The 21236-nt window shown below is 67.7% G+C and carries 18 protein-coding genes and 4 pseudogenes; 11 read left to right on the top strand and 11 right to left on the bottom strand.

Annotation, left to right across the window (positions count from 1 at the left end):
• Positions 1–128: 128 nt before the first annotated feature.
• The 7 genes from J7E87_RS25505 to rsmI all read right to left on the bottom strand — a co-directional run bounded on the left by J7E87_RS25505 (position 129) and on the right by rsmI (position 7921).
• Positions 129–1934 (bottom strand): ABC-F family ATP-binding cassette domain-containing protein, encoded by a 1806-nt coding sequence (locus tag J7E87_RS25505; RefSeq protein ID WP_215096873.1) that lies wholly within the window; start codon positions 1932–1934, stop codon positions 129–131.
• A 286-nt stretch (positions 1935–2220) separates the two neighbouring features.
• A complete protein-coding gene (locus tag J7E87_RS25500) occupies positions 2221–3117 on the bottom strand; it encodes a 4-(cytidine 5'-diphospho)-2-C-methyl-D-erythritol kinase (protein ID WP_215096872.1) in 897 nt (298 codons plus the stop codon).
• On the bottom strand, positions 3114–3971 hold the full coding sequence (gene rsmA / locus J7E87_RS25495; protein ID WP_215096871.1) for a 16S rRNA (adenine(1518)-N(6)/adenine(1519)-N(6))-dimethyltransferase RsmA: 858 nt from the start codon (positions 3969–3971) through the stop codon (positions 3114–3116). Before rsmA ends, J7E87_RS25500 begins: the two co-directional genes overlap by 4 nt.
• A complete protein-coding gene (locus J7E87_RS25490; protein ID WP_215096870.1) occupies positions 3968–5380 on the bottom strand; it encodes a resuscitation-promoting factor in 1413 nt (470 codons plus the stop codon). Before J7E87_RS25490 ends, rsmA begins: the two co-directional genes overlap by 4 nt.
• Positions 5381–5527: 147 nt before the next feature.
• Positions 5528–6397: a TatD family hydrolase gene (locus J7E87_RS25485; protein WP_215096869.1), complete on the bottom strand. Its 870-nt coding sequence runs from the start codon at positions 6395–6397 to the stop codon at positions 5528–5530.
• Between the two features lie 33 nt (positions 6398–6430).
• Positions 6431–6904 carry a hypothetical protein gene (locus J7E87_RS25480; protein WP_215096868.1) on the bottom strand — a complete coding sequence of 158 codons (474 nt, stop codon included), beginning with the start codon at positions 6902–6904 and terminating at the stop codon, positions 6431–6433.
• A gap of 129 nt (positions 6905–7033) precedes the next feature.
• Positions 7034–7921: a 16S rRNA (cytidine(1402)-2'-O)-methyltransferase gene (rsmI, locus tag J7E87_RS25475; RefSeq protein ID WP_215096867.1), complete on the bottom strand. Its 888-nt coding sequence runs from the start codon at positions 7919–7921 to the stop codon at positions 7034–7036.
• Positions 7922–7974: 53 nt separating this feature from the next.
• Between rsmI and J7E87_RS25470 the strand changes: the two genes are divergently transcribed.
• The 5 genes from J7E87_RS25470 (at position 7975) to J7E87_RS35420 (ending at position 13335) form a co-directional block, all read left to right on the top strand.
• Positions 7975–9696: a dolichyl-phosphate-mannose--protein mannosyltransferase gene (locus J7E87_RS25470; RefSeq protein ID WP_215096866.1), complete on the top strand. Its 1722-nt coding sequence runs from the start codon at positions 7975–7977 to the stop codon at positions 9694–9696.
• Between the two features lie 192 nt (positions 9697–9888).
• Positions 9889–11529, top strand: a complete 1641-nt coding sequence (locus J7E87_RS25465; protein ID WP_215096865.1) for a penicillin-binding transpeptidase domain-containing protein — start codon at positions 9889–9891, stop codon at positions 11527–11529.
• A 119-nt stretch (positions 11530–11648) separates the two neighbouring features.
• Positions 11649–12137, top strand: a complete 489-nt coding sequence (locus tag J7E87_RS25460) for a YbaK/EbsC family protein (protein WP_251017994.1) — start codon at positions 11649–11651, stop codon at positions 12135–12137.
• Positions 12134–12985, top strand: coding sequence for a DMT family transporter (locus J7E87_RS25455; RefSeq protein WP_215096863.1), 852 nt, complete (start codon positions 12134–12136; stop codon positions 12983–12985). The genes J7E87_RS25460 and J7E87_RS25455 overlap by 4 nt, the downstream gene beginning before the upstream one ends.
• Before the next feature lie 161 nt (positions 12986–13146).
• Entirely contained in the window at positions 13147–13335 is a 189-nt protein-coding gene (locus J7E87_RS35420; protein ID WP_308313079.1) for a hypothetical protein, read from the top strand.
• Here J7E87_RS35420 and J7E87_RS25445 read toward each other — a convergent pair.
• Positions 13283–13606, bottom strand: a complete 324-nt coding sequence (locus J7E87_RS25445) for a flavoprotein (RefSeq protein WP_308313080.1) — start codon at positions 13604–13606, stop codon at positions 13283–13285. The genes J7E87_RS35420 and J7E87_RS25445 overlap by 53 nt on opposite strands.
• 1072 nt (positions 13607–14678) lie before the next feature.
• Here J7E87_RS25445 and J7E87_RS25440 point away from each other — a divergent pair.
• The 3 genes from J7E87_RS25440 (at position 14679) to J7E87_RS25430 (ending at position 17262) form a co-directional block, all read left to right on the top strand.
• A complete protein-coding gene (locus tag J7E87_RS25440) occupies positions 14679–15533 on the top strand; it encodes a hypothetical protein (RefSeq protein ID WP_215096862.1) in 855 nt (284 codons plus the stop codon).
• Between the two features lie 300 nt (positions 15534–15833).
• The gene (locus tag J7E87_RS25435; RefSeq protein ID WP_251017993.1) at positions 15834–16127 is read left to right on the top strand and encodes a hypothetical protein; all 294 of its coding nucleotides are present in this window, start codon (positions 15834–15836) and stop codon (positions 16125–16127) included.
• Positions 16128–16590: 463 nt separating this feature from the next.
• The gene (locus J7E87_RS25430) at positions 16591–17262 is read left to right on the top strand and encodes a hypothetical protein (RefSeq protein WP_215096861.1); all 672 of its coding nucleotides are present in this window, start codon (positions 16591–16593) and stop codon (positions 17260–17262) included.
• Positions 17263–18191: 929 nt separating this feature from the next.
• Here the strand turns inward: J7E87_RS25430 and J7E87_RS25425 are convergent.
• Positions 18192–18962, bottom strand: a pseudogene (locus J7E87_RS25425) (transposase family protein).
• 224 nt (positions 18963–19186) lie between these two features.
• On the opposite strand from J7E87_RS25425, the gene J7E87_RS25420 reads away from it, so the two are divergent.
• Both J7E87_RS25420 and J7E87_RS25415 read left to right on the top strand, forming a co-directional pair.
• A complete protein-coding gene (locus J7E87_RS25420; RefSeq protein WP_215096860.1) occupies positions 19187–19543 on the top strand; it encodes a hypothetical protein in 357 nt (118 codons plus the stop codon).
• Positions 19544–19553: 10 nt separating this feature from the next.
• Positions 19554–19673: pseudogene (locus tag J7E87_RS25415) on the top strand (IS5/IS1182 family transposase); the annotation flags it as partial.
• 109 nt (positions 19674–19782) lie between these two features.
• Here the strand turns inward: J7E87_RS25415 and J7E87_RS35415 are convergent.
• Positions 19783–19935, bottom strand: a pseudogene (locus J7E87_RS35415) (site-specific integrase); the annotation flags it as partial.
• 173 nt (positions 19936–20108) lie between these two features.
• Here J7E87_RS35415 and J7E87_RS25410 point away from each other — a divergent pair.
• A complete protein-coding gene (locus J7E87_RS25410) occupies positions 20109–20624 on the top strand; it encodes a putative immunity protein (protein WP_215096859.1) in 516 nt (171 codons plus the stop codon).
• Between the two features lie 332 nt (positions 20625–20956).
• On the opposite strand, the pseudogene J7E87_RS35410 reads toward J7E87_RS25410, so the two are convergent.
• Positions 20957–21236 (bottom strand): annotated as a pseudogene (locus J7E87_RS35410) (IS630 family transposase); the annotation flags it as partial.

Raw genomic sequence — 21236 nt, 5'->3', positions numbered from 1 at the left:
TGTATCAAGTCAGTCGAGCGGGGCTTCTTTCTATCACTCGGGCGCCCATCAACAACGGGCCGGTCCGCCCCTGTTCCCAAGGGAGGACCGGCCCGTGATGCCCTCGTTACGAGACCTGCACGCCGCCGCTACGCATCCTCGGCCAGTTCGAGCCAGCGCATCTCCAACTCGTCCCGCTCGACGATCAGTTGCCGCAGTTCCGTGTCGAGCTTCGCCACCTTCTCGAAGTCGGTCGCGTCGTCGGCGATTTGGGCGTGCAGGCTGGTCTCCCGGTCGGAGATCTTGTTCAGCTGACGCTCGATCTTCTGCAGTTCCTTCTTCGCGGTGCGCACGTCAGCCGCGGACTTCTCGGTCGTCGGAGCGGCGGACGCGGCAGCCGGCGCCGGGACGGCCGCCTCGATCATCTTCTGCCTGCGCTCCAGGTACTCGTCGATGCCGCGCGGCAGCATCCGCAAAGTGGCGTCGCCCAGCAGTGCGAACGTCTTGTCCGTCGTCCGCTCGATGAAGAACCGGTCGTGGGAGATGACCACCATCGAGCCCGGCCAACTGTCGAGCACGTCCTCCAGCTGGGTCAGGGTCTCGATGTCGAGGTCGTTGGTGGGCTCGTCGAGGAAGAGGACGTTCGGCTCGTCCATCAGCAGCCGCAGGATCTGGAGCCGGCGGCGCTCACCGCCGGACAGGTCACCGACGGGCGTCCACTGCTTCTCCTTGGTGAAGCCGAACTGCTCGCACAGCTGACCCGCGGTCATCTCCCGGCCCTTGCCGAGGTCGACGCGGTCCCGTACCTGCTGTACGGCCTCCAACACCCGTAGCGCGGGGTTGAGTTCGCCGACCTCCTGCGAGAGGTAGGCCAGCTTCACCGTCTTGCCGACGGCGATCCGCCCGGCCGCGGGCTGCACATCGCCGCCACTGCGGGCGGCCTCGGTGAGCGCGCGCAGCAGCGAGGTCTTGCCCGCGCCGTTGACGCCGACCAGACCGACGCGGTCGCCGGGGCCGAGCTGCCAGGTCAGATGCTTCAGCAGCACCTTCGGCCCGGCCTGGACGGTCACGTCCTCCATGTCGAAGACGGTCTTGCCGAGACGCGCGTTGGCGAACTTCATCAGTTCGCTGGTGTCCCGGGGCGGCGGCACATCGGCGATCAGCTCGTTGGCGGCCTCGATGCGGTAGCGCGGCTTGGAGGTACGGGCGGGGGCGCCGCGCCGCAGCCAGGCCAGCTCCTTGCGCATCAGGTTCTGCCGCTTGGTCTCCTCGGTGGCGGCGATGCGCTCGCGCTCGGCGCGCGCGAAGACGTAGTCGCTGTAGCCGCCCTCGTACTCGAAGACCGAACCCCGCTGCACGTCCCACATCCGGGTGCAGACCTGGTCGAGGAACCAGCGGTCGTGGGTGACGCAGACGAGCGCCGAGCGGCGCGTGCGCAGATGCTTCGCCAGCCAGGCGATGCCCTCCACGTCGAGGTGGTTGGTGGGCTCGTCGAGGACGATCAGATCCTGCTCGGCGATGAGGAGCTTGGCGAGCGCGATCCGGCGGCGCTCGCCGCCGGAGAGCGGGCCGATGACGGTGTCGAGCCCCTGCTCGAAGCCCGGCAGGTGCAGATCGCCGAAGAGCCCGGTGAGGACGTCGCGGATCTTGGCGTTGCCGGCCCACTCGTGGTCGGCCATGTCGCCGATGACCTCGTGCCGGACGGTGGCCGCCGGGTCGAGGGAGTCGTGCTGCGTGAGCACCCCGAGCCGCAGCCCGCCGCTCTGGGTGACCCGTCCGGTGTCGGGCCCCTCCAGCTTGGCGAGCATGCGGATGAGGGTCGTCTTGCCGTCGCCGTTACGGCCGACGACGCCGATGCGGTCCCCCTCGGACACGCCGAGGGAGACCCCGTCGAGCAGGGCACGTGTTCCGTACACCTTGCTGACTGCCTCGACATTGACCAGGTTGACTGGCATTTCACTCCTGTACGGGGGGATGGATCGACGTCCCAGCGTAGTCGCCGCGGACAGGGCTCAGGAGCGGCGGCGGGGTGGACCGCTGCGCGGGGGCTCCGCCGCGTAGGGCTGGGGGCTCCGCCGTGCGGGGTTCCGCCCTGATTGTGCGGCCCAGCCGCACAATCAGGCCCGTCCGGCGATTGAGGACGCGTGCGAAGCACGTCGGCGGCCTTGGGGGCTTGTCCACCGCGCGGCGGGGCCGCGGATCGGCACAGCGGGAGGGGCGGGTGGGGGGAAGCCGACCGCCCTACACCAGCACCGTCGCACCCCGCGCCGGGGACACCGCCACCCTCGCCGTCCGGCAGGTGCCCGACGCCAGCAGGGCCTGAGCCACCGCCCCCGCCGACTCCTCGTCCTTCGTCAGGAACGCCGTCGTCGGGCCCGAGCCCGAGACCAGGGCCGCGAGCGCAGCCGCCGCCGTGCCCGCCGTCAGGGTGTCGGCCAGGGCCGGGCGCAGGGAGAGGGCCGCCGGCTGGAGGTCGTTCGCCAGGGACGCGGCAAGGGCCGTCGCGTCGCCGGTGCGCAGGGCTTCGAGCAGGGGTGGGGACGCGGCCGGGGCGGGGACTGCGACGCCCTCGTTGAGGCGGTCGAACTCGGCGTACACCGCGGGCGTCGACAGGCCGCCGTCCGCCACCGCGAACACCCAGTGGAACTCTCCGCCGACCTCGAGCTCGGTCAGCTGCTCCCCGCGGCCCGTGCCCAGTGCCGCGCCGCCCACCAGGCTGAACGGCACATCGCTGCCCAACTCGGCGCAGATGGAGAGGAGTTCGGAACGCGGCGAGTCAAGACCCCACAGCGCGTCGCAGGCCAGCAGCGCGCCCGCGCCGTCCGCGCTGCCGCCCGCCATGCCGCCCGCGACCGGAATGTCCTTCGCGATGTGGATGTGGACGGAGGGATCGATGCCGTGACGGGCGGCGAGGAGCTCCGCCGCGCGGGCCGCCAGGTTCGTACGGTCCAGCGGGACCTGCGAGGCGTCCGGCCCGGAGCATGTGATCGTCAGCGACTCGGCGGGCGTCACCGTGACCTCGTCGTGGATACCGACCGCCAGAAAGACATTGGCGAGGTCGTGGAAGCCGTCGGGGCGCGCCGCGCCGACCGCCAGCCGGACATTGACCTTGGCCGGCACTCGTACCGTGACGCTCACGCCTTGGCCTCCGCGATCCGTGCGAACTCCTCCACCGTCAGGGACTCGCCGCGCGCCTGCGGTGAGATCCCGGCCGCGACCAGCGCGGTCTCCGCGGCGACGGGCGACCCCGCCCAGCCGGCCAGCGCCGCCCGCAGCGTCTTGCGCCGCTGCGCGAACGCGGCGTCGACCACCGCGAAGACCTCCGCCTTCGTGGCCGTGGTCTTCGGCGGATCGTGGCGCACCAGCGAGACCAGACCCGAGTCGACGTTGGGGGCGGGCCAGAAGACATTGCGCCCTATCGAGCCCGCCCGCTTCACGTCCGCGTACCAGTTGGCCTTGACCGACGGGACCCCGTAGACCTTGTTCCCGGGCCGCGCCGCGAGCCGGTCCGCGACCTCCGCCTGCACCATCACCAGCGTGCGCTCGATCGTGGGGAAGCGGTCCAGCATGTGCAGCAGCACCGGCACTGCCACGTTGTACGGAAGGTTCGCGACGAGCGCCGTCGGCTCTGGGCCAGGCAGCTCCCGCACCTGCATCGCGTCTGCGTGCACCAGCGAGAAGCGCGTGACCCGCTCCGGCATGCGGGCCAGGATCGTCGAAGGCAGCGCGCCCGCCAGCACATCGTCGATCTCTACGGCGACGACCTGGTCAGCCGCCTCCAGCAGGGCGAGGGTCAGCGACCCGAGCCCGGGGCCGATCTCGACGACCACGTCGTCCTCACGCACCCCTGCGGTGCGGACGATCCTGCGGACCGTATTGGCGTCGATGACGAAGTTCTGGCCGCGCTGCTTGGTGGGACGTACGCCCAGCGCTGCGGCCAGTTCACGGATGTCGGCGGGGCCGAGGAGTGCGTCGGGCTCAGTGGTGCTCACTGATACAGCCTACGGCCGCAGTGCGGCCACGGACTCGCCCCCCTTTGCACGTAGAGCTGCTTCGCCCGGTACGTCTGTTCCTCCGGGGGCGCGTCCTGCGGCCGCCCGCTGCCGCCGAGCGAGCGCCAGGTCCCGGTGTCGAACTGGTACAGCCCGCCGTACGTCCCCGACGGGTCGACCGCGCCCGACCGTCCGCCCGACTCGCAGTGCGCGAGAGCGTCCCAGTTCAGCTTGTCCGCGCCCGCGACGGATTTCGGCAGCGGCTCGATGCCCACCTTCACCCGCTGGGCGACGGGCTCCCGCACCACCTCCTCGGCGACCTTCTGCGGTTTTTGTTTGACGCCATTGACGGTGCGCACGGTGTAGGTGACCCGGCGCGCGCCCGGTCTGCCCTGCTGTACGACGACCTCGGTGCCGGAGAACAGCGTGGGGTCCTCGGCCTTCTCCACCTCGAATTCGATGTGCTCCTCGCGCACCTCCCTGGTGCCGGTGATCCGCATGACGGTGACGGTCTGCCCGTCGCGCGGAAAGCTGCCGGGCGGCACGGACGTGGTGTCCTGGCCGCGCAGCTCGATCCCGGCCTCGTCCAGGGCCTCATGCACGCTCGCCGCGTTCGTACGGATGGTGCGCTCGCGCCCGTCGGCCATGAAGGTCACGGTCCGCTCGGTCCGCACATCGAGGGCAAGCCCGTCGCGGGAGATCGGCATGGAGCGCGAGACCGACAGATACGCGCCCTGAGCGCGCACCCCGAGCTGGCGCAGTGCGCCCTCGACCGTGCGGGCGGTCGTCCACACCCGCTGGCGCTGCCCGTCCAGGGTGAGGATGACGGGCCGTCCGTAGCGGACCACGATCTCGTCGCCGCTGGCGAGGGCCGCGGCGGGAGCGGGGGCCACGATGTCGTGCGCTCCGACGCCGACCCCCTCGTCATCGAGGAGCTCGCGCACATCGTCGGCGAAGGTGTGCATGGTGCGCGGTACGCCGTCGACGGTGAGCCGCACCGCCTTGTCGCTGGCGACGAAGGCCGAGGTGCCGCCGGCCAGGAAGGCGACGACGAGGGCGTGCGGGACGAGCCTGCGCAGGGTGTCGGGCGTCTCGCCGGTCCGGCGGCGGGCGGCCCGGCGGGCTTCGGCGCGGCCACCGGTCCCGGAGACCGCCGGGACCGGGGCCGGGTCCGGGGCCGAGCCCTGGCGCGGCAGCGCGGGCGCGGTGGGGACGTAGCTGCGCGGGAAGGCCTCATCCTCGTACGGCGTCCCGGGCTCGTCGTGTGTCGGCGCGCGGGCCTCGTCCTCGTACGAGGTCTCGGGCTCGTCGTACGCGTAGGTCGTCCCGGGCTCGTCGTACGGCTCTGCTGTCCCGACGGCGAGGAGACCGCCGCGTGCGGCATGGTGACTGCCCTGCGAATTGCTCATGACGCTCCGTAAGGTCCGGTCCGCCCTCCCCACAGCCTTCGGCGTGGGAGACCCCCAGTTGCGGCCGGGACACTAGCGGACTCCGGTCACTCTCCAAAGCAATTCGACTACACAGTGTCGCGACGTTACCCTGTCCGCCGCTGCCCCTCAGTAACCAAACGCCTCCGCCGTATTGGCCGAGATCGCCGCGGCCAGCGTCTCCTCGTCGAGCGCCTTCACCGCCGCCATGGCGCGCAGCGTGACCGGAATGAGATACGGCGCGTTGGGCCGTCCGCGGTACGGCACCGGCGTGAGGAAGGGCGCGTCCGTTTCGACGAGTACGAGTTCCCGCGGGGCGGCGACGAGCGCGTCGCGCAGCGGCTGGGCGTTCTTGAAGGTCACATTGCCGGCGAAGGACATGAAGTAGCCCGCGGCCGCGCACACTTCGGCCATTTCCGCGTCGCCCGAATAGCAGTGGAAGACGGTCCGCTCGGGCGCCCCCTCCTCGGCGAGGATCCGCAGCACGTCGGCGTGCGCATCGCGGTCGTGGATGACCAGGGCCTTGTCGTGCCGTTTGGCGATCTCGATGTGCGCACGGAAGGCGCGTTCCTGGGCGGCGATGCCCTCGGGGCCCGTACGGAAGTAGTCCAGACCCGTCTCGCCGACGGCGCGGACCTGCGGGAGGGCTGCCAGCCGGTCGATCTCCACCAGCGCGTCGTCGAGGGCGCCGTGGCCACCGGCCTCACGGGCACCCTGCCGCGACCAGCTATCAGGGTCCCCCAGCACGATGCGCGGGGCCTCATTGGGGTGCAGGGCGACCGCGGCGTGCACGCTGTCGTGGGCGGCGGCGGTCTCGGCGGCCCAGCGGGAGCCCTTGATGTCGCAGCCGACCTGGACCACGGTCGTCACCCCGACCGCGGCGGCCCGGGCGAGCGCCTCCTCGACCGTGCCCTCCTGCATGTCCAGGTGGGTGTGCGAATCGGCGACCGGCACGCTGAGCGGCTCGGGCAGCGGCGGCGGGGCGGACTTCGAACTCATGGGCGCGATCCTACGAGGCTCGCGCCCGATGCCTCACCGGCGGTGGAAGGGGTGCAGGAGGTCCGAGAGGTGCCAGTGGTGAGAGCTTTCGGCCGATCCCGGCTGTCCGGCGGCCGGCCCCTGCTGCACGGACTGCTCGGGCTGCTCGGCACGCTCGGCGATCCCCGGCCGGTCGGCGGCCTCCGCGGACTTGGCGGGCACCGGCCCGGCCTGCGGCACGGGCTTCTTCGCAGCGCTCGGGTTCAGCATGTTCATCATCGACTCATGGACCGAGGAGACCTGCCCCGCCCTCATGATCCGTACGACATGTCCGCCACAGGCGGGGCAGTTCGGGCTCGAAAGCGGGGACGGCACCCGCAGGCCCTCGGCCTTGTACACAACGTATTCCCGGCCCGAGCCCTCGATGTGGTGCTCAATCTCGTAGGACTGCTCCCAGCCGTGCCCGCAGCGCATGCAGGCGAAGGCGTACGCCTCGTGGACCTTGGCGGGGCCTGTGATCTCACTCATGCCAGCTCCTCTCCACTGATTCAGTGGACGCCGATTCCGGCGGGAGCGCATCAGCGCCTGTCGATTAATGGTGTGGACTTTGGCGTTCCCATGCCAGAAAGGCCAAGGACGCGGTCTGCGCTTTGCTTTTCACGATAGTCCTTTACCCTTCGCGGGGGCCGGTCGATCCGCATTCTTTGCCGCGACGACGGCATCGAACACCTCGCGCTTGGGAAGCCCCGCGTCCGCGGCAACCGCAGCGATGGCCTCCTTGCGCCGCTCCCCCGCCTCCTCGCGCACCCGCACCCTGCGCACCAGTTCGTCCGCGTCGAGATCGCCGGGTCCGGCCTCCGGCGCGCCCTCGACGACGACGGTGATCTCGCCGCGTACGCCTTCGGCGGCCCAGGCGGCCAGCTCGCCGAGGCCGCCGCGCTTGACCTCCTCGTACGTCTTGGTCAGCTCGCGGCAGACAGCGGCCCGGCGCTCGGCGCCGAACACCTCGGCCATCGCGGCGAGCGTGTCGTCGAGCCGGTGCGGCGCCTCGAAATACACCAGGGTCCGCCGCTCCTGCTCGACCTCGCGCAGCTTGCCGAGGCGTTCGCCCGCCTTGCGGGGCAGGAAGCCCTCGAAGCAGAAGCGGTCCACAGGCAGCCCGGACAGCGCGAGCGCGGTGAGCACGGCTGACGGTCCCGGTACCGCGGTGACCTTGATGTTCTTCTCGACGGCTGCGGCGACCAGCCGGTAGCCGGGGTCGGAGACGGACGGCATGCCCGCGTCGGTGACCAGCAGCACCCGGGCGCCGCCGGCCAGCGCCTCGACCAGCTCGGGCGTACGGGCCAACTCGTTGCCCTCGAAGTACGAAACGACCCGCCCCCGGGTGTGCACACCGAGGGCCTGGGTGAGCCGCCGCAGCCGCCGGGTGTCCTCCGCGGCCACGATGTCGGCGCTCTCCAGCTCGGCGGCGAGCCGGGGCGGCGCGTCCGCGACATCGCCGATGGGGGTCCCTGCGAGTACCAGCGTTCCGTTCACGTACGCCATCCTCGCAGGACCGGAGGTACGACTCGCACAGTCGCGTTCCCTACGATGGCGCGGTGACCAGTACCGCGCCACAGACCCTTCAGGGCCAGGACGCCGATCCGCAGCCGCCCGGCTGGCAGCAGAGGCTGCGCAGATTCGGCTACGCGCCCCGGCCCGTGACCGGGCTGCGTGAGCGCCTGGTGCCGCCCTACACGCGCCCCTCCGAGCGGGTATGGCCGGTCTTCGGCATCCCGCCGACCGTCGTGAACCCCCTGCTGCGCATCGCGGCGTGGGGCGGTCCGCTGCTGGTCGCGCTGGTCGCGGGCGTGATGCGGTTCTGGAATCTGGGCAAGCCCGATGCGGTGATATTCGACGAGACGTACTACGCGAAGGACGCGTGGGCGCTGATCAATCAGGGCTACGAGGGCAGTTGGCCGAAGGACATCGACAAGGCGATCCTGGCCAACCCGGACAACGTCACCATCCCGGCCGACCCCGGCTATGTGGTGCATCCGCCGGTCGGCAAGTGGGTCATCGGCCTCGGCGAGCACTTCTTCGGCTTCACGCCGTTCGGCTGGCGCTTCATGGTCTTCGTGCTCGGCACGCTGTCGGTGCTGATGCTGTGCCGGATCGGCCGCCGGCTGTTCCGCTCGACATTCCTGGGCTGCCTGGCGGGCGCGCTGCTCGCGGTGGACGGGCTGCACTTCGTGATGAGCCGCACAGCGCTGCTCGACCAGGTGCTGATGTTCTTCGTGCTGGCCGCGTTCGGCTGTCTGCTCATCGACCGGGACTGGGCGCGCAGACGTCTCGCCGCGGCGCTGCCGACGGACGAAGAGGGCGTGCTGCGGCCGGACACCAAGATCGCCGAGACCCTGCGGCTCGGCTGGCGTCCATGGCGCCTGGCGGCGGGCGTGATGCTGGGCCTGGCAGCGGGCACCAAGTGGAACGGCCTCTACGTGATGGTCGCGTTCGGCCTGCTGACCGTGGTGTGGGACGTGGGCGCGCGCCGGACAGCGGGTGCGGTGCAGCCGTACAAGGCGGTGCTGAAGAGAGACCTCGTACCGGCCTTCGTCTCGACGGTGCCGGTCGCGATCGCCACGTACATCGCCTCCTGGACCGGCTGGATCGTCACGGACAAGGGCTACTTCAGGAACTGGGCACAGACGGACGGCAAGGGCGGCAGCTGGACCTGGCTGCCGGACTGGCTGCGCAGCCTGTGGCACTACGAGAACGAGGTCTACGAGTTTCACGTCAACCTCACCTCGGGCCACACCTACCAGTCGAACCCGTGGAGCTGGATCGTCCTTGGCCGCCCGGTCTCGTACTTCTACGAGGACCCGAAGGCGGGCGTGGACGGCTGCCCGGCGGACACGGCGGACAAGTGCGCCCGCGAGGTCCTGGCGCTCGGCACGCCGCTGCTGTGGTGGGCGGCGTGCTTCGCGATCTGCTACGTCCTGTGGCGCTGGCTGTTCCGCCGCGACTGGCGCGCGGGCGCGATCGCCTGCGGCGTCGCTGCGGGGTGGGTGCCCTGGTTCTTCTACCAGGAGCGCACGATCTTCCTCTTCTACGCGGTCGTGTTCGTGCCGTTCCTGTGCCTGGCAGTGGCGATGATGATCGGCGCGATGCTGGGTCCACCGGGCTCGGACGAACGGCGGCGGGCGATCGGGGCGATCGGCGCGGGCGTGCTGGTGCTGCTGATCATCTGGAACTTCATCTACTTCTGGCCGATCTACACGGGCACGACGATCCCGGTGGGGGACTGGCGCAACCGGATGTGGCTGGACACCTGGGTCTAGCCGCGTGATGCTGCTCGACCTCCACCGGACCTTGTGCCCGGACCCCGATCCGGACCCGGGCCTGACCGTCGCGGTCCGATAACGACCAACTCTCCTGTCACCCCTGTCCCGTAGAGTTCACGCGATGCATGTCCTTGAACACGCTTTTCCATAGGCGCGGTCAAGGAGCTCCTGGGGAGGGGGACTGCACTGATGCGCAGTGGAGCGAAGGTCGCCGTCATCGGCGGCGTATTCCTGGTGGTCGCCGGTGGCGTGGGCTACGGCGGCTACAACCTGTACAGCGGGCTGTCCGGCGGGGGTGGCACGGACGCCACGACCACGTCCGCGTCCAAGAAGACCGGGCCGCCCGACGCCGATGAGATCGAGCAGACCGCGAAGGACTTTCTGGCCGCATGGGCGGGCGGCAACGCGCCGCAGGCCGCGCAGCTGACCAACAACGCGGCGGAGGCCGAGCCGCTGATCACCGGGTACCGCGAGCAGGCCCACGTCTCCGAGGCCGTGATCACGCCGGGGAAGGCGGTCGGCGCCAAGGTGCCGTTCACGGTCAGGGCGACGGTGACGTACGAGGGGCAGTCCAAGCCCTGGTCGTACTCCTCCGAACTGACCGTCGTACGCGGGCTGACCACCGGCAGACCGCTCGTCAGCTGGGCGCCGGCAGTCGTCCACCCGAAGCTGACGAAGGACGCCGGCCTCAAGACGGACAAGGCGTCGGCCCCGCCGATCAAGGCCGTGGACCGCAAGGATCGGGAGCTGACGAAGGAAAAGTACCCGTCACTCGGGCCCGTTCTGGACTCACTGCGCAAGAAGTACGGCGAGGACGCGGGCGGCACCGCAGGCGTCGAGCTGGCCATCACCTCCACGAACGAGTCCACGCCCGACCAGACCCTGCTGACCCTGACCGAGGGCAAGGAGGGGACGCTGAAGACCACCCTGGACGCGGATGTGCAGGCGGCCGCCGAGAAGGCGGTGAAGAAGTACAGCCAGGCCTCGGTTGTCGCCATCAAGCCCAGCACGGGCGAGATCAGGGCCGTCGCCAACAGCCCCGCGGAGGGCTACAACACGGCCATGATGGGCGCCCAGGCGCCCGGCTCCACGATGAAGATCGTGACCGCGGCGATGATGATGGACAACGGCATCGTGGGCGGCCCGGGGGCGAAGGTGGAGTGTCCGCCGACTGTCTCGTGGGAGGGGGTGACGTTCGAGAATCTCAAGAAGTTCGAGATCAAGGGCGGCACCTTCAAGGACAGCTTCCGCCGTTCGTGCAACACCGCCTTCATCAAGGCCGTCAAGCCCCTCACCGAGAAGAACATCGCCGGTACGGCGCTGGGCGACACCGCCCGTAAGTACTTCGGCATCGGCCTCGACTGGCAGACGGGCATCGTCTCCGTCGACGGCACCGTGCCCGAGTCGGCCGGCCCCGAGACCGCCGCCTCGTACATCGGGCAGGGCAAGATCACGATGAACGCCCTCAACATGGCGTCCGTCACCGCCACCGCGAAGAGCGGCGGCTTCCGCCAGCCGGTGATCGTCCCGCAGTCCCTCGACAACCGTGAGCTCGCCAAGGCACAGTCGCTGCCCGGCTCCATCGCCCAGGCGCTGCGCGAAATGATGCGCGCCACCGCGCAGTACGGCACGGGCCAGTCCGCGATGGCCGGCGTCGGCGGCGACAAGGGCGCGAAGACGGGCTCGGCGGAGGTCGACGGACAGGGCAAGTCCAACAGCTGGTTCACCGGGTACGCCGACGACCTGGCGGCGGCCGCGGTCGTGCAGTCAGGCGGGCACGGCGGCGACGCGGCAGGACCGGTGGTCGCCCAGGTGCTGCGCGTCCGCTGACACCGCACGCTGACCGCCCGCTGACCGGCCGCTAACTGACCGCCCGCCGACCGCCTGCCGTCCGCCCGCCGTGAATACCTGCTCGCATGGCCCGTACAGCTACCACTAGCGTGCGGGCCATGAGCAATCAAGACACCGACGCCCACCCCCGCTTCGCCCAGGCGCTGCGCGAGCTGGAACTCGAGGTCCCGGTCCGCCGTTTCCCCGACGCCACCCGGACCGCCGCCGAGGCCGCCGCCGCGATCGGCTGCGACGTCAGCGAGATCGTCAAGTCGCTGATTTTCGAGGCGGACGGCGCTCCGGTGCTGGTGCTGATGGACGGGTCGTCGCGGGTGGACGTCGAGCGCGTACGGCAGGAGCTGGGCGCCGAGTCCGTCAAGCGGGCGGGCGCCGATCTGGTGAGGGAGACCACCGGGTACGCGATCGGCGGTGTGCCGCCCTTCGGCCACGCCACCAGGACCCGGGTGCTGGCAGACCGCCGCCTGCTCGACCACGACGTGGTGTGGGCGGCGGCCGGGACCCCGCACACGGTCTTCCCGCTCGACCCCAAGACGCTGATCGCGCACGCGGGCGGCGCGCTGGTGGACGTACGCGAGCGCACGGCGTGACGGTACTCGTCGCCACGGCGGTCCTGATCGCCGCGGTCACGCACGCCACATGGAACGCGATCGCACACACCATCAAAGATCAACTGGTCGCCTTCACGCTGATAGCCGGTGGCGGCACGGTGATTGGGGCCGTGCTGGCCTGCTTCTCGCCGCTGCCCGAGGCCGGCGCGTGGCCGTATCTGATCGCCTCCGCCCTGCTGCACATCGGCTACCAGACACTGCTGATGCGGTCGTTCAGCCTGGGCGACTTCGGCCAGATGTACCCGATCGCGCGTGGTACGGCACCGCTGGTGGTGACCGTGCTCGCGGCGCTGTTCGTCGACGAAAGCCTGAACGGCTGGCAGTTGGCGGGCGTGGTGCTCGCCTCGGCGGGACTGGTCGGCGTGGCTCTGTGGGGCATCAAGGGCTCCGGCAAGCGGCCGCACTGGCCCGCGCTGCTGGCCGCGCTGGCGACCGGTCTGTCGATCGCCGCCTACACGGTCGTGGACGGTCTGGGCGTACGCGCGTCGGGCACGCCGCTCGGCTATATCGCCTGGCTGATGATTCTTGAAGGGGCACTGATCCCGGCGTACACGCTCTACGTCCACAGGGGCGGTCTGCTCGCCGAGCTACGCCCCTACGCGGCGCGCGGGCTGCTCGGCGCGGTGCTGTCGGTCTCGGCGTACGGGCTGGTGCTGTGGGCGCAGACCCGGGCGCCACTGGCTCCTATCGCGGCGCTACGCGAGTCGTCGATCATCGTGGGCGCGGCGATCGGGGCGCTGTTCTTCAAGGAGCGCTTCGGCGGTCCGAGGATCGCGGCGGCGGGTCTGATGGTGGTGGGCATCGGCCTGATGCTGCGCGCGGGTTGAAAGCCGCCCGGACCGCATATGGCGGGAGATCGCCGAGCGCCTGCAATTACGCATCGCGCCGGAACACGTCTACGTGGACAACAACCGTTCAGCCTGGCAGCGCAACCGCAAGCGTCCGGGCTGGGACGAGATGCTCAAGGAGCGAGGGAGCCATCAGGCACGTGATCGTTTATCACCCGGACCGGCTGATGCGTCAGCGGAAGGACCTTGAAGAGCTCTTGTCCATAGCCGACAACAAACGTGTCCTGTTGCACGGCGAGGCCAACCGCCGCGACTTGTCCGACCCGGACGACCGTTTCATCCTGCGCATCGAGGCGGGTGTCGGGCAGGGAATGCCGTCCCCCGCCTGATGGCCTCGATGACTGTGGTCCAAGGGAGTTCTCGGACTGATGGGTCTTCGCGAGGCTCGTACAGCGGCCACACGTCAGGGCCATGGACGAGCTCCACGCCGCCCCTCCGTAGGGTCTCGATGTGTCCCTCCCATGCCGGGTGCCGCACATGGGCTGCGTTGACCCGGGGGAACACCACCACGGGCACGCCGATCGTGCCAATGGCCTCGGCCACTTGTGTCAGCGCCTGATTGCCGGCGATGCCGGTCGCGAGTTTGGCGACGTAGTTCACGCTGGCCGGTGCGACGACGTAGCAAGTCGGCGACAGGATGCGGGCGAGGCTCACTGGGCAGGCGAGGGGTGTCCCGCACCCGCAGGCCGGACACTGCCTCAAGCCGCTCAAGTTCGCCGTTTGCGCGCAGCCATCGGCCGGCGTTCGGCGTCAGCGTCACGGCCACCTGCCAACCAAGGTCCAGGGCCGATTCGACCAGACCGGTACGCAGCGTCTCGATTCCGTCCGTGGCCGCACCCACGACGCCCAGCACCCCGCGACTGCCTGAGTGCGGAGATCGCTGCGCAGCCCATCGGGACAGCGTGCCCGCGAAGCCATCTCTTCGACGTACTCGCCCCACAGGGAGTCCACCGAATCAGGGAGATCCAGGATGTCCCTGAGCTGCTCGAAGTCCGCTGGGTAGGCCCGCTCACGGAGGGCGTCAACAATCAGGCGCTCTGTGTGAGATGCCAGCCCACGGGCCGCGCTGAAGTGCCCGGCCCATTCCTCCACGGCGCCTTGCCGGTCAATCAGGGTGTTGTCGAGATCGAAGAGGGCGAGTAGCTGCACTTGGTGCACGATACGCCCGAAGCCTGTCGGGACCTCGCAGGATGTGTCCCAGCCGTCCCACTGTCCTGTTACACATCTGACCTGCACAAAGTGGTGGGACAGCTCCAGTGAGCGCTGTCCCACCCGTCCGGTCCGGTTACAGACGGCTGCAACACGCCCGGATGTTGCAGCCTGTCGGCGAAGCCGACCTATGAAGGTCGCAGGCGCGCTCCGGATACGTCTCACCAGCTATGTGATCCCTCGGCACAAGATCGAGATCATAGACAGTCTAGGAATAACCGAGCGACGTTGGGCATCTCGCCAGTTCACTCATTCGGGCTGGCGCAAAGAAATGATTCAATTTTGGACAAGCCAGCCGGGCAGCTGACGGGGCGACACTCTGCACGAGTTTCGCCATGCATCCGACCGTGCTTCTCTAGTAGAGGGGTGTGCACCATCTACGGCACCGCGCGAATGCGGTCTTCGCTACATAGGTGTATCTGTCTCGGCTAGCGTTGCAAAGGCGCCGACCCATGGAGGAGTCATGAACAAGCAGTTCTCTCCAACGCTCCTAGAAGCAGCGCGCGTGGAAGCCGCTCCGACTTTTGGGCCAATGAACGTGTTCAGCGGGACCAAACGTGGGGTAGAAATAGATGACGTATTTCCGCTTCAGCCTGCCCTGCTCAATAGCTTCTTCTTCGATTTCGGGCAGAGCACTAGGGGGCGAGGCTACGATCACCATCTGAAGAGGATCGCGATCTTGCCACACTCCCCACGCATAGGCACCATGGAAGTTGCGTTCCATGACGACGAACCAGATGAGTACTACTGCAACGTAAGACATCACACTATTCGCGGTGACAATATCGAAGAACGGAGTTGGACCAACGACATCTTCTGCAGAAACGAATGCACGATAAATCTTGACGCGCCTGAAGGGGAAGGGGTGCTTCAGGATTTCGTGTTCGTCCTTCGAGGACTCGACTTCCATTTCCGTGGAGGTGACGAGCATCTCAACAAGATTGGGATGCTGGAAAACAATGGCAAGCTCACCATGACCATCGCCGACAGACACCCCGACAGCTTCGACTGGGGCGTGAAATGGGCATGGGTCCCGAAGACGCTCTTTACCGCCCTAGGCGAGTCCAGAGGGACCGGACGCGGAGGTATTCGCGGGGGTGCTAGCGACTCTATTCCCTCGGGCCCTGCGGTGATTCGAGGCTTCCGTTTCAACTTCAAGGGTGTGCGGCTTCCCATCTTCGGCACAATCCCCGACCATCACATCAGGGATATTGGAGTCTTTCTGCAGGATGACGGTAGACTATCGACGTATTTTGAAGACAGAAGCCAGAACGACGAGTTCGAATGGATAGTACGTTGGGGAATTCTGGCTACTTGAGTAGCATTCCGGCGCGGCCCGCCAATGCGTGAATGCGCAGACATGCTTGCCCTCCACGTAACAGCCGGTACGCGCGTGCACTGACTGACAAGGTCCGTGAGGCCGGAGCGCGTTGGCCGTCTGGAACTCCCTGCTTGCGGGTGTCCTCGACTCCGAGGGGAAGGGCCGCTCGTGTGAGCATCGTGTGAACCAGCCACGCGTCTGATCTTGAAGGGCTATTAAGGCAGGTCAGGCATGGTGTCTGACCTCACCTGATCATGCACTCCGGAGCCGTGTGCTCCGACCGGCATGATGTTCGCTATGACTCCCGAAGCCAACAGCACCCCGCCCGAGAGCACGCATATCACGGCTGTGACCGATGGTGTCGCACGAGTCTTCACATGGGAGGACGACACGCGTATCGAGGTCCGGAACCTCGGTGGCGAGGTCGTGATTGAAGCGAATGCCGCTGGCCTCAGAACGCTGGCCGGCCACCTGGTCACGCTCGCAGAGGACGGCGTCCCCGATGGGAGCCATCTGCACCTGGAAGGCAGCAACGGTCTGGTTGATGGGTCCGTCGCGCTGGTTCTGGAACGAAGCGACGAAGAGGAGTGAGGTAGGCCAAGGGCCGCTGCCACGAAGTCCGTTGGCACGTCGGTCGAATGGGTGTCGAAGTAGAGCAGATCAACGGCAGACTCGGCGTGATCGCGCAGGTCACCCACCTTGGCGTGCTTGAGCATCCAAGCGCCTTCTAAGCGCGCGGTCACACCTGGAAGGTTGCGGGCCTGGGGGCACAGCTCCACTCGTGCCGCAGGCGAACGCCCTGCCTCGCTGGCCCAGTAGGGATGCGTGGGGATCCGGGAGGACATCAGCTGCAGACGACGGCGCAGCAGCGCGGTTGTCCCGGATCATGGGTATTTACGTCGCGTGAGGGGTCGGGTACAGCATGTGGAACATCAAGTTCTCCTCTGAGTTTTCACAGGGGCCTTGTTCTGGCGTTGAGGTCCGCTGGAGGATCAAGGTCCTGCGAGCGGGGAGCGACCAGCCCCAACTCGCTTGACCTGAGGGGGATTTCGATATGCGCGTTTCTAAAATCGCGTCGACGCTGATTGCACCGAGCCTCGCGATAGCCGTTCTGGGGGTTGGTAGCCCGGCCTTCGCGGCGGACCCGACTCCCACCGCGACCGAGGCGCCCGCCGAGACCACACCTCCGGCTCAGCCGGAGGAATCGGACCTCGCCGAGGTGGGTGGTGGGGATACTTCGGCACCGCCGCCGGCGGAGGGGCCGGGCAAGCCGCCGACCGACGTTCCCCCCGCCCAGCCGTGCGAGCCGGGCTGGAGATGGGCGTCGACCAAGAAGTACAAGGACTACCACAAGGGCGTAGGTGCCGAGCAGGCCAACTACAACGGCACTGGACGCACGGCCAGGTCTGAGTTCATCTCTGAGGTGTCGGGCGAGGTGGGCATCGCTGTCAGCGGCAAGCTCAAGGTGGGGGGTTCCGTGGCGGTGGCGGAGATAGAGCTGGAATATGGCGTGGAGCTCTCCGTGAAGCTCACAGCCAGGCTCGGCAACAAAATCACAGTCGACACCCCGTCCAGGTACACAACTCACGCCCGGTACGGGGTTTTCCGGTTGAAGACTGCGGGCTACAACCAGTACGTCTATGCCAACTGCACCAAGGGAACCAAGGAGAACGCGACCCTCTACACGCCCCGCCGTATCGGCTGGGCCATCTGGGAGACCAAGTAGTGCCACGCCGCCCCCTCGCCAGACTGAGTCTTCTGTCAGCAGTCCTCCCTCTCGCCCTTGCCTGCTCGCCCGACAGCTCGGACGCGGGCAAAGCTCCTCAATCGCCCAAGCCCACCGAGCCGGCGTCCACCGCCTCCGCCAGCTCCGCACAGCCCTCCGTCGCGCAACCTCCCGAGCTGGACAAAACCGAGACCCTCGCTGCCAGCCAAGACGAGACACACGGCAGTCGCCGTATCGAGTTCGACAAGGGAAAGCAAGGGGATGCTCTGATCGTCGCAGTGCGATGCCAGGGCAAGGGGACGATCAAGGTCACCGTGAAACCAGTGAACATCGGTTTCCCACTGGAATGTGTCGATGGGGAAGTGACGACCACTTACAACCAGGTCGGCGTTAAGGGCGTGGAGAACAAGGGCACTGTTTCCGTCCAAGCTCCCTCAGCAGTGCGCTGGTCAATGACCATTGGCCGTGGCGAGGCAGCAGCACCGGAACCCCCTGAGTCGCCCGATGCAGAGTAAGGCCCCACGCAGCGCCGGCAACTCGATGGGTTACTGCCGTGCGTTGTCCCAGCCACGATGCTGATTCTGACGAGCCGCAGCCGGCCCGGGACATGACCGCGGAACGTCGGGAGGCCTCCGGACGTATGCCGTACAGCAGCGAAGTACAGCAACCACCGCGACCGCAGCTGACCGATATCGGCCCCAGGCAACCGGCTGACCAGCGCGGCAGACCTCAGCAACCGTCCTACCGGTAGTTCGGGACGAAGGGGTCACACCCAGCCCCCGGCCAGGCAGCGCCGCACCAGATGTGCACCAGAACGGGTGGTGAACCACGGTCAATGCAGTCACCGCATAGCTGCTGGTGCCAGTCCGAAGACCAGCGTTCTAGCAGCTCAACGCTCGAACCGTGCATCAACGATCAGTGAGCCTTTTTCATTCTGCCGCTGAGCTGGCCTGATGCAGGGTGACAACGGCCTGAATGAGGGCGGTGATGCGGGTGGTCGAGCACCGGATTTTGCGTAGGAGCCGCCAGCTCTTGAGGATGGCCATGGCTCGTTCGACCAGAGCTCGAATCTTGGCCTGCGATCGATTCACGGCCTGTTGGCCGGCGGGAAGCGTGTCCCAGCAGCCGCGGAAGGGAACACGGAGCGTTCCGCGGGCACCCTGGTAGCCCTTGTCCGCCCATCAGGTGATCCGGGCCTGGTCGAGAGCGTCGACGATGCCGTGCTCGCGGGCCGCGCGAACGTCGTGGACTGCGCCGGGCAGCGCGGGCGAGGCCCACAGGAGCTCGCCGAACGGATCGGTGATGACCTGCACGTTCATCCCGTGCTTGTGGTGTTTTCCGGAGTGGAACGGGCGGTCGGCCGCTATCCGGTCGATCGGCAGAAGCGTCCCGTCCAGCAGCACGTATGCCTTCGTCGACGCGGCACGGACTGCCTCGGCGAGGGTCGGCGCGAGTTCAGCGAGCAGGTCGACGGCCTCGATCACGTAGCGGTAGACGGTACTCGTTCCGACTCCGAAACCCGCCGCGAGCTGGGCATACGTCGTCCCGTTCCGCAGATGCGCCAGTGTCAGCAGAGCCTGCCTGTCGGCAGTCAGCCGGCGCCAACGGCTTCCGATCCGGCGGCGGTGCTCACGGAGACGGGCAGCGAGGAAACACAGGGAACGGCTGGACACATCCAGGCCGCACGGGTAGACAAGCACACGAAGCCTCTGGTGGGTCGGGCGATCTTGGTCGTGAACCCGTCTACCAGGGGCTTCACCCATCTGTCAGCCCAACAGCCATGTTCAGACAGCAAGTTGACAAAGCCTCACGGCCTAGAACCCTGCTTGTTCGACCAGCCAAGTACCTTGATCGGTATGACAACGGCTTCTCAGAAGCTTACATTCGAGGGAAAGAAGATCGACCTAGAAAGGGTGTGCCGAGTATGTCTGGTTCATTCATAAACATCGCCGGCCAGTTGAAGGTTGTGCAAAACAATCGACACACCGCTTTCGTGAACATGCAACAAGATGGCGATCAACTCTCCGGATTCGCCACGCATGCCGGGGGAAGCGTGACAAGCACAGGCATTACCGGCCAAGTGGTAGGCGAATCAGTTGACTTCACTATCATGTGGAGCAACGGCGCCAAAGGTCACTACCTCGGCAGGCTGGAAAAGGGGATTGCAACGAACCGGATGGAAGGGATACTCAAAGGCACCGCCAGGGATGAGAACAACCCGCAGAACACCGCGAACTGGGAAGTGCATGATCGGGTCTTCAGGCGGCTCGTGCCCGCGTAGCAAGCACTGAGCCATGGCCATCCTCAAGAGCTGGCGGCTCCTACGCAAAATCCGGTGCTCGACCACCCGCATTACCGCCCTCATTCAGGCCGTTGTCACCCTGCATCAGGCCAGCTCAGCGGCGGGATGAAAAAGGCTCAGTGATTCCCAAGCTCAGAGCGCGGGTTCGATTCCCGTCACCCGCTCCACGCAAAAGCCCCAGGCCAACAGCCCGGGGCTTCTTTGTTGTCTGGAACGCATCAGGCGTCGCGCACCAGATCCGCACCAGATGGTTCCTGATTGCCCTTCTTCCGGGCGGCCCGCACGAGCTGGTCGAGCCCGCTGGCAACCCCCTGCTGTCGCTCAAGATCCGAGTGCTGATAGATCAGCGCGGCCTTCTCCGACGACTGCCCGTCACAGCACCGCCGTACCCGCGCCCGATGGGGCAGACTGGACGTTTGACCGGAAGGACCCGACGAGCCTTGCGGATCGACCATCGAGTTTGCAGGCTTTGCTTGGGGGGCGTGCCTGGCGCGCGTGCGCGCCCTTGGGTGTTTGGCGGATGCAAGCATCAGGAGTGCCAATCATGATCCTTCCGAAGGTCCGGGACCCTCGCTTCGTGACGATCCGCCGCGGTGGGACCCTCACTGATTCGGATCACCATCTCCTCGCTCTTTGGGCGGCATCTTGCGCGGAGCACGTCCTTGACCTCTTCGAGTCGGCTCAGCCTGAGGACGCACGGCCGCGTCAAGCGATCGAACATGCCCGCGCCTGGGTGCGTGGCGAGGTCAAGATGACCCAGGCTCGCGCGGCGGGCGGCCATGCAATGGGTGCGGCCAGGGACCTGCGTGGGGCAGCACGGCATGCCGCGTACGCCGCCGGCCAGGCCGGGGTCGTCGCACACGTCGCCGCGCACGAGCTCGGTGCGGCCGCCTATGCGATCAAGGCCGCACGTGCTGCCGCGCCGGAAGGCGAGGGCGAGGCCGCAGGACGACTCGAGTGCCAGTGGCAGCGTGACCAGCTCCCGGAGGCGATTCGCGAGCTCGTACTTGACGACCAGCGGTTGCGGAACGACATCTGCTGGTCGGTGTTTGACTGCTGACGCGCGTCGGGGCGCCAGCACCGCCCTTTGGCCGAACAGGTGCTTGCGTGGCTTGTCACGGCCAAGGGGCGCGCCACCCCGATCACTGTCGATGCCCATGGGCACGTCGACGATGGCGAGAGTGCCGATCGGCTCACCCGCCAGGGGAGGAGCGAGAGACGGTCTGACACCACCGTCTCAGTCTCTACGGGGAAGGCGGGTTCGTTCCGAACAAGCCAGGTGAAGGCCGACCCGACGCGTACCCGTGGCACCTCGCCCTCGCCGCCGCAGAGTCAGTCGTCAGCCGGCGCGATGCGGGTGGGACACAGGCCACCGACCAGCGGTCCCCCTAGCTAGTGTCCTGCGCCAGAGATCCGTCGGCAGAAACGGGCGAGGGAGTCGAGGATCTCCTCGGCTGTTTTGGTCCAGATGAACGGCTTGGGGTCCTCGTTCCAGTCCTTGACCCACGCGCGGATGTCGGCCTCGAGTGCCTGGACGCTCTTGTGTGCGCCGCGGCGGATCTACTGGTCGGCCAGGAAGCCGAACCACCGCTCGACCTGGTTGATCCAGGAGGAGCCGGTCGGAGTGAAGTGCATATGAAAGCGTGAGTCTTTGGCCAGCCACGTCTTGATC

The sequence above is a fragment of the Streptomyces sp. ISL-1 genome, from assembly GCF_018614585.1.
Classification (GTDB): Bacteria; Actinomycetota; Actinomycetes; order Streptomycetales; family Streptomycetaceae; genus Streptomyces; species Streptomyces maoxianensis.
This window is presented reverse-complemented; position numbering and strand designations above follow the sequence as displayed.